Source organism: Hyalangium sp. (assembly GCF_035629615.1).
GTDB lineage: Bacteria > Myxococcota > Myxococcia > Myxococcales > Myxococcaceae > Hyalangium.
Window position 1 is genome coordinate 1 of the sequence record NZ_DASPHO010000221.1, and the last position, 8,151, is coordinate 8,151.

Consider the following 8,151-nt stretch of genomic DNA (forward strand, 5'->3'; position numbering starts at 1 on the left):
GAAGCTGTCGCACGGACAGCTCTCCCGCGTCACCCAGGCCCTAGAGGACGCGTGGGCGCGCAGTGAGGGCGAGGCCCGGGTGTTCCTCCCGGGCGGCGTCTCCCGGCGCATCCGCCGAGGCCTCGTGTGCCCGAAGTGCACGCGCGAGTTCGAGCCTTCGCGGCCGGGCCTCTTCAGCTACCAGTCGCCCACGGGCGCATGCGCCACGTGCCGTGGCTTCGGGCGCACCATTGGCGTCGATTGGGACAAGGTCATCCCCAACGCCGCGCTGAGCCTCGCGCAGGGGGCCATCCGGCCGTGGACGGGGAAGACCTCGGACTGGGAGCGCAACATGCTCCACCGGTACGCCCGGGCCATGGGCATCCCCCTGGACAAGCCGTGGAGCTCGCTCACGCCGGCGCAGCGGGAGCTGGTGCTGGAGGGCGAGGGCGGCTACGACGGCGGGCGGGCGTACCCTGGGGTGCGTGCGTGGTTCCGGTGGATGGAGAGCCGCACGTACAAGATGCACGTGCGGGTGCTGCTCTCGCGCTACCGGGCCTACTCGCTGTGTGAGCGCTGCCAGGGGGCGCGGCTGAACGAGCAGGCCCTGGCGTACCGCGTGGGCGGGTTGGATCTGGCGGCCTGGCACCGGTTGGAGCTGTCCGACGCGTGCGAGCGCCTGGAGGCCCTGCGCACCACCACCGGCCAGGGCGAGCTGGCTCGCAAGGAGCTGGCCAGCCGGCTGCGCTACCTGCTGCGGGTGGGGCTGGGCTACCTCACGCTGGATCGCCCTGCGCGGACGCTCTCGGGCGGAGAGGCTCAGCGCGTGTCGCTCACCGCGGCGCTCGGCACGTCGCTCACGGGCGCCCTCTTCGTGCTGGACGAGCCGACCGTGGGCCTGCACCCCAGCGACGTGCGCCCGCTCACCGAGGCCATGGCGGAGCTGGCCGATCGCGGCAACATCACGCTGGTCATCGAGCAGGACGAGCATGTCATCCGCTCGGCCCACCGCGTCCTCGAGCTGGGGCCAGGTGCAGGCAAGCACGGGGGGAGGCTGTGCTTCGATGGCTCCCCCGAGGCGCTGGCGAAGCGGACGGATCTCCCCACGGGCCAGCTCCTGGCGGGCACCCAGGAGACGCCACGCACGCCACGGACGCGGACTGGGGAGCTCGTCATCCGCAACGCTCGGGCCCACAACCTCGAGGGCCTCACGGTGCGGGTACCGCTGGGAGTGTTGTGCGCCATCACCGGCCCCAGCGGCTCCGGCAAGAGCACACTGATGGACGAGGTGCTGTACCGGCCCCTGGCGCGAGGGCTGGGCGAGAAGGACGTGGAGGCTCCCGGCGAGCTGGAGGCGCTGGAGGGCGCCGAGGCGGTGAAGTCCATCACCTTCGTGGACCAGTCGCCGCTGGGGCGCACCTCGCGAGGCAACGCCGCCACGTACACCAAGGCGTGGGATCGGCTGCGCGAGCGCTTCGCCAGTGAGCCCGACGCGGAAGTGCGGGGCCTCACCGCTGCCCACTTCTCCTTCAACGTGGACAAGGGCCGGTGCGAGGCCTGCTCGGGCGAGGGCTACGAGACGGTGGAGATGCAGTTCCTCGCGGACGTGGCGCTGCGCTGCGCCGCCTGCAGGGGCCGGCGCTTCAAGGAGGAGGTGCTCGCCATCCAGCACCAGGGCTTCAGCGTCGCGCAGGTGCTGGAGCTCACCGTGGACGAGGTGCTGAAGCACTTCGGTGGCGACACCGTGTTGCAGCGTACCCTGGGGCCGGTGGCGCGGCTCGGCCTGGGCTACCTGTCGCTGGGGCAGCCCCTGTCCACGCTCTCTGGCGGCGAGGCGCAGCGGCTGAAGCTGGCCCGGGCGCTGGCGAGCGAGGCGAAGGGCGCGCTCTTCCTGATCGACGAGCCGAGTGCGGGCCTCCATGAGCTCGATGTGCGCCAGGTCCTCGCGGCGCTGCACGCGCTGGTGGAGCGGGGCGCCAGCGTCGTCGTCGTGGACCATGATCTCTCCGTGATGCGTGGCTCGGACTGGATCATCGATCTGGGGCCGGGTGGCGGGCGCCACGGCGGGCGCCTGGTGGCCGAGGGCACTCCGGAGGAGGTGGCGCAGGCGGCGGGGCTGACCGCGGCGGCGCTGCGAGGAGAGGGCGTGGCGGCCCGGCGCCCGATGAAGGCACGGGGAGCAGGCGCGGGCAGTCCCGCCATCGAGGTGGTGCACGCGCGCGAGCACAACCTCCAGGAGATCTCCTGCCGGATTCCCCTGGGGAAGATGACGGTGGTAACGGGACCCAGCGGCTCGGGGAAGAGCACTCTGGCGTTCGATGTCGTCTTCGCCGAGGGGCAGCGGCGCTTCCTGGAGACGCTCACGCCGTATGCGCGGCAGTTCCTGCCCACCATGCCTCGCCCGGACGTGGAGCGCATCAGCAGCATCCCGCCCACGGTGGCGCTGGAGCAGCGCACCTCGCGGGCGGGCGCTACGAGCACCGTGGCCACCGTGACCGAGGTGGCTCACTACCTGCGCCTGCTCTTCGCCAAGCTGGGCCAGCCGCACTGCCCGAACGACGACGTCCCCATCGCCTCCACCACGCCGGACGCGCTGTATGCGCAGCTCTCCGGGGCGAAGGGGGATGGCACCGTGCTGGCCCCTGCGGTCCGTGCGCGCAAGGGCACCTACCTGGATCTCTTCGCCGCCGCCGCCCGCGCTGGAATCACCTCCGCCATCGTGGACGGGCAGGTCTCCAGCACGGACGATCCGCCGCGGCTGACGAAGACGCGCGAGCACGACATCGATCTCGTCATGTACGAGGGCAAGCTCGCGAAGCTGCCGCGCGCCGTCTTCGATCGGGCTTTGAGCTGGGGGCAGGGCGCTCTCAAGGTCCGGGGAGGCAAGGGCGAGACGCTGCTGTCCACCGAGCGCACCTGTCCGCGCTGTGGAACGGCCGTGCCGGAGCTGGATCCGCGCTGGTTCTCCTTCAACACGAAGCAGGGGCGCTGCGAGGCCTGTGAGGGCACCGGCGTGGAGGGTGGCGCCGAGGCCATCGCCGAGGGCCACACCGCGCCATGCCGCACCTGTCAGGGCTCGCGGCTGGCCCCCGTGCCTCGTGGGGTGCGGCTCGAGGGTGCGCGGTACCACGAGGTGGTGCAGAACTCCGTCACCGCCACGCTCTCGCGCGTCCAGGGCTGGAAGTTCCGCGGGGACAGGGCGCTCATCGGGGAGCCCTCGCGCCAGGAGCTCGTCCGGCGCCTGGAGTTCCTGGAGCGCGTGGGCCTGGGCTACCTCTCGCTGGACCGGGCCGCCGCGACGCTCTCAGGGGGCGAGATGCAGCGGCTGCGCCTCTCCGCGCAGCTCGGTGCGGGGCTCACGGGCGCGCTGTACGTGCTGGACGAGCCCACCATCGGCTTGCACCCACGAGACACCCACCGGCTGCTGTCCAACCTGCGGGCGCTCGTGGACACTGGCTCCTCCGTGCTGGTGGTCGAGCACGACACGGACACCATCCGCGCGGCAGACCACCTCATCGACCTGGGGCCCACTGGCGGGCGCGGGGGTGGGCGCATCCTGGCCGAGGGCACGCCGGAGGAGGTGCTCCAGCGCGAGGACTCCCCCACCGCGCGGGCACTCCGGACGTCGCAGATCCGTCCTCCGTCCTCCCGGGGAGAGGCCGAGCGGTGGATCAAACTGAAGGGGGCCCGCGCCAACAACCTGAAGCGCGTTGAGCTGCGGCTGCCCGTGGGCCGGCTCACCGTCGTGTCCGGCGTGTCGGGCTCGGGCAAGAGCACGCTTGTCCGCCAGGTGCTGTATCCGGCACTGCGGGAGGCGCTGGGGCTCGTGACGCCGAAGCCGGGGCTGTTCGACTCGCTCCACGGCGCCGATGCCGTCTCCCGGGTGCTGGCCGTGGACCAGTCACCCATCGGCCGCACCCCGCGCTCGGTGCCGGCGACGTTCCTGGGCATCTGGGACGAGCTGCGTCGCGTCTTCGCCGCCACCCCCGAGGCGAAGATCCGGGGCTTCAGCCCGGCGCGCTTCTCCTTCAATACCGCCGCCGGAGGTCGGTGCACCGCTTGCGAGGGGCAGGGGGCCATCTCCCACGAGATGTCGTTCCTCCCGGACGTGGTGACGCCGTGCGAGGTGTGTGGCGGGGCCCGCTTCGATGCGGCCACGCTGGAGGTGCGCTACCACGGGCTCACCATCGGAGACGTGCTGCGGTTGTCCGCGGACGAGGCCAAGGAGGTGTTTCGCGCGCTGCCGAAGGTGGCCGCGCCGCTCGAGTGCCTCTCGGATCTCGGGGTGGGGTACCTGCAACTCGGCCAGGGCTCCAACACGCTGTCAGGCGGGGAGGCGCAGCGGCTGAAGCTGGCGGCGGAGCTGACGGCCAGCGCGCGCCACGAGCCGACCCTCTACGTGCTCGACGAGCCCACCACGGGGCTGCACCTGGGGGACGTCGACCGGCTCATCACCTTCCTGGGGCGGCTGGTGGATCGAGGAGACACGCTCGTGGTGATCGAGCATCACCCCACGGTCATCGCCGCCGCGGAGCACGTGGTGGAGCTGGGGCCCGAGGGGGGCGAGGAGGGAGGCCGCATCGTGGCCTCGGGGACGCCCCGTGAGCTGTGCCGGATGAAGACGGCGACGGGGCGCGTGCTCAAGGCGTTGTTCGCTCAAGGGGAGGAGCGCAAGGCCCGCACCGCCGCACAATGACGTCCACCCGGAGCGCGCGGCTCCAGGCGCTCAGCCGCGCTCGTCCAGCCCGCGGAACATCCGCATCTGCTTGCGCATCTTCTCGCGCGCCTCCCCGCGGGACTTGAACTTGTGCTTGAACTTCATGAACTTGTTGTCGAAGCGGGCCATGAAGAGCGCCAGCTTCGCACGCTTCTGTGGCGGCAGATCCTTGGAGAGCGCCTGGAACATCTCCCGGTCCAGCGCCGCCAGCTGTGCCCGGGCGTCGAAGGCGCGCTGGGCGGCCTGCTCCACCTGAGACAAGGCGGTGCTGTCCCCATCCGCCGCGCGCTCGAGCGTCTCTGCGGACTCGCGGACCTGCTCCCGCAGCGGGCGGCGGCGCTCGTCGAACTTGCGCAGCGTCTCGTCCAGCCTCAAGGCCTGGGCGGAGTCCAGCTCCAGCTCCTCTGCCAGTCCCAGCACGCGCGCCAGGCGCAGCTGCTTCTCCGCGTTCTGCTCCGCCTCCGTCTCCGCCTGCGCGTCGGGGGGCGCCGCGAGCGCGGTCAGCGGCAACAAGGCCAGGGTCAACACAGCCACTCGAATCGGCTTCATCACGGCGTCTCTCCAGAGTTCAGGTTCAGGAACAGCTCACTCGCGGAAGGCTCCACTTCGGCCTCCTCCGCCCAGAAGTCCGCGTCGTCCTCGGCCAGGAACGAATCGAGCTCCTCGCCGAGCGGATCCGCGGAGGCCCACTGCTCGAAGTCGGACAGCGTCTCCGAGGAAGGGGAGGCAGGGAGTGACACGGAAGCAGGCGTCACTCCCGTGGGCCGGAGTGAAGGGCCCACCACCACCAGCACCACGGCCGCTGCCGCCAGCACCGCCCCCGCCGTCCGAGCCCGGAAGGCCTGGCGCACCTGCTCTCGTCGCCACGTGCCCAGCGCCTGCTGAGGGAGCGCATCCATCCGCTCTCGCATCTTCGGTGCGGGGGGCGGCAGCGCCACTTCCGCGAGGACTCGCGCGGTGGAGGCCGCCTCGCTCCGGCATGCGGCGCAGGACTCCAGGTGCGCACGCACCCGCGCCTCCTCGCTCGGCTCCAGCGCCCCCGCGGCGTGGAGCGTCAACAGCTCCTCGAAGTCCTTGCACGCGCTCATTCGTCCTTCTCCTCCGCTGCGCCGCCTACCTCTGCCTTCAGGCGCTTCACGGCGTGGTGGAACTGCACCTTGGCGTTGTTCTCGGTGATGCCGAGCGTCTCGGCGATGTCTCGAAAGGGCAGGTCCGCGTCCACACGGAGCGTGAGGACCTCTCGCTGGCGGCGAGGCAGGGCCAGCACCGCGGCCTGGAGGCGCCGCTCGCGCTCCTGGCGCTCCAGTGCCTCCTGGGGGGACTCGCGGGTGTCGGCCGCGGCGGCGTCGACCTCGGTCAGCAGGGCCAGGCGCCAGCGGTGGCTCTGCCGCGCGTGGTTCTTCGCCAGGTTGAGCGCGATGCGCACCAGCCAGGAACGAAAGGGCGTGGGGCTCGTCAGCTTCCAGCGGGAGAAGATACGGTCGGAGGCCTCCAGCGCGCGCAGGAAGGCCTGCTGCGCCAGATCCGCCGCGTCCTCGGGCCGGGGCGCGAAGCGGCGCACCAGCGAGAAGACAAGGGTGCGATATCGCTCTACCAGGGCGCCAAAGGCCGCCTCGTCACCGTCCAGGAAGGCGCGGCACAGCTCTTCGTCCGAGGAGGCCGAGGCGCTCGCCACCGCCAGGCGGGGGAGCGCGCCGCCTCTCTCTGTGTGCCAGGCCTTCACGTTCAATTGGAACACGCGGGGGAGAAAAAGGTTACAGCCTGGCACGAGCGCCGCGGATTTTCGGAGGATGAGGGGCCAGGCTGCTCCGCCGGTTCGAGGGGCGGTTGCATTGGGTTGCCCCGCCGCGTCCGTCACTGCCACAATGCCGCCCCCAAGCCCTCTGGGGCTCTCCTCCATGTCCACGGCAGGCTCTCCCCCTCACTCGCGCATCAAGGGCACGGTGCTCATCTCCCGCCTGAACTTGGTGCGCCAGCAGGGGGGGCAGGCGCGTCTGGACGAGGTGCTGCGGCGGTTGCCGGCGGCGGATCAGGCGCTGCTGCGGAAGATGATCCTTCCGATCAACTGGTACCCGTTCGATCTCAACCTGCGCCTGGACGCGGCCATCGCGGACGTGTTGTCCCCCGAGGATCGTACCCGGGCCTTCATCGACATGGGCCGCGCCTCCGCGGACGAGAACCTCAAGGGAGCCCAGCACGTCTTCGTGCGGCCTGGGGAGCCGCACTTCCTGCTGAGCCAGGCGCCGCAGATCTACCGCTTCTATTACGCCGTCGGCTCGCGCACCTACGAGAAGACGGGCCCGAAGTCCGCCATCCTGCGCACCTTCGGCGCGGAGAACGTCACCGAGACGGACTGCCTCACCATCGTCGGCTGGCACCAGCGCGCCATCGAGCTGTCCGGTGGCCAGTCTGCGCGCGTCACCCACACGAAGTGCGTCGCCAAGGGTGGCCCGCACTGCGAGTATCAGTGTCAGTGGGACTAGGCGTCTGAGTGCTCGTCCGCGCAGGCCCTGCTGATCCGGCGCTCCTCATCTCCATGGGTGCGCAGGAAGTCCACGGACACGCCTCCTTTTCAGGCTAAGGTTGTGCGCCGTGCTTCCTACCAAACAAGTCCTTGTCTCGCAGATCTTCCAGGCGCGGCTGGCCGAGGCCATGGAGGTGACACGGGTGGCGCGGGTGACGGGGTTGGATCGCACGGGCGTGGAGGTGGCGTGCGCCATACGGCCCGCCGGCCCGCCGCGCCCGGTGTTGACAGGCCACGGGCTGACGTTCGAGCAGGCGGCACTGGGCGCGCTCTTCGAGGCGGCGGAGCTGTGGGCGTCGGAGCACGTGCCGGCGAGCCGGCTGGTGTGGGGGGCGCGCGCCGAGCTGGACGAGCGCACCGGGAGTGCCTGGAGCGCCGAGGCGCTGGGCTCGGCGGGGAGGCTGGTGGAGCCCCGGTTGTGGGGGGACTCGGTGCGGTGCGCGTGGAGACAGGCCACGGAGCTGCACTCGGGGAGGCCCGTCTGGGTGCCGGCGCAGGGGGTGCACTGCCCGCCCGCGGGCGCGGTGGCGCTGGGACCCGTGAGCGTGGCCTGGACGCGCAATGGCACCGGGGCGCACCCGGACGCTAGGCGTGCGCTGCTGCGGGCGCTGCTCGAAGCCACGGAGCGGGATCAGCTCACCCGAGCGCTGCCGGACGGGTGGACGGAGGAGGTCGTGCGGCGTCGGATGCTGGGCCCCGTGGTGCTCGGGCGCGCGGCTCCTCGCACCGAGGAGCTGGCCAGGGCCCTGCGGGAGCGGGGGTTCAGCGTGTACCTTTTCGATGTGACGCCCACCTCGCGGACGCCGGGGGCGGTGGGGCTGCCGGTGGGCGCGGCGGTGCTGGTGGACGCGGAGGAGGGGCCGGCGCCGCTCACCGTGGGGTATGGGTGCGCGCTCGGGCGGGATCAGGCGTTGCTGCGCGCGTTGCTGGA

Annotated in this window: 6 protein-coding genes; 3 read left to right on the plus strand and 3 right to left on the minus strand. The window is 71.6% G+C overall.

What is annotated here, in order from left to right:
* Positions 1–4,675 (plus strand): excinuclease ABC subunit A (locus tag VD972_RS11255; RefSeq protein WP_324985135.1); only part of this gene is annotated, 4,675 nt, incomplete at its 5' end.
* A 30-nt stretch (positions 4,676–4,705) separates the two neighbouring features.
* Here the strand turns inward: VD972_RS11255 and VD972_RS11260 are convergent.
* From VD972_RS11260 to VD972_RS11270, 3 genes are read right to left on the minus strand one after another with little or no spacing between them, the layout of a single operon-like run.
* A complete protein-coding gene (locus VD972_RS11260) occupies positions 4,706–5,245 on the minus strand; it encodes a hypothetical protein (protein WP_324985138.1) in 540 nt (179 codons plus the stop codon).
* Positions 5,245–5,784, minus strand: a complete 540-nt coding sequence (locus VD972_RS11265) for a zf-HC2 domain-containing protein (protein WP_324985141.1) — start codon at positions 5,782–5,784, stop codon at positions 5,245–5,247. Before VD972_RS11265 ends, VD972_RS11260 begins: the two co-directional genes overlap by 1 nt.
* Positions 5,781–6,419 (minus strand): sigma-70 family RNA polymerase sigma factor, encoded by a 639-nt coding sequence (locus VD972_RS11270; RefSeq protein WP_324985144.1) that lies wholly within the window; start codon positions 6,417–6,419, stop codon positions 5,781–5,783. Before VD972_RS11270 ends, VD972_RS11265 begins: the two co-directional genes overlap by 4 nt.
* Before the next feature lie 175 nt (positions 6,420–6,594).
* Between VD972_RS11270 and VD972_RS11275 the strand changes: the two genes are divergently transcribed.
* The gene (locus VD972_RS11275; RefSeq protein ID WP_324985147.1) at positions 6,595–7,179 is read left to right on the plus strand and encodes a TIGR02265 family protein; all 585 of its coding nucleotides are present in this window, start codon (positions 6,595–6,597) and stop codon (positions 7,177–7,179) included.
* 109 nt (positions 7,180–7,288) lie between these two features.
* A partial coding sequence (locus VD972_RS11280; RefSeq protein ID WP_414654047.1) for a YcaO-like family protein occupies positions 7,289–8,151 on the plus strand: 863 nt, incomplete at its 3' end.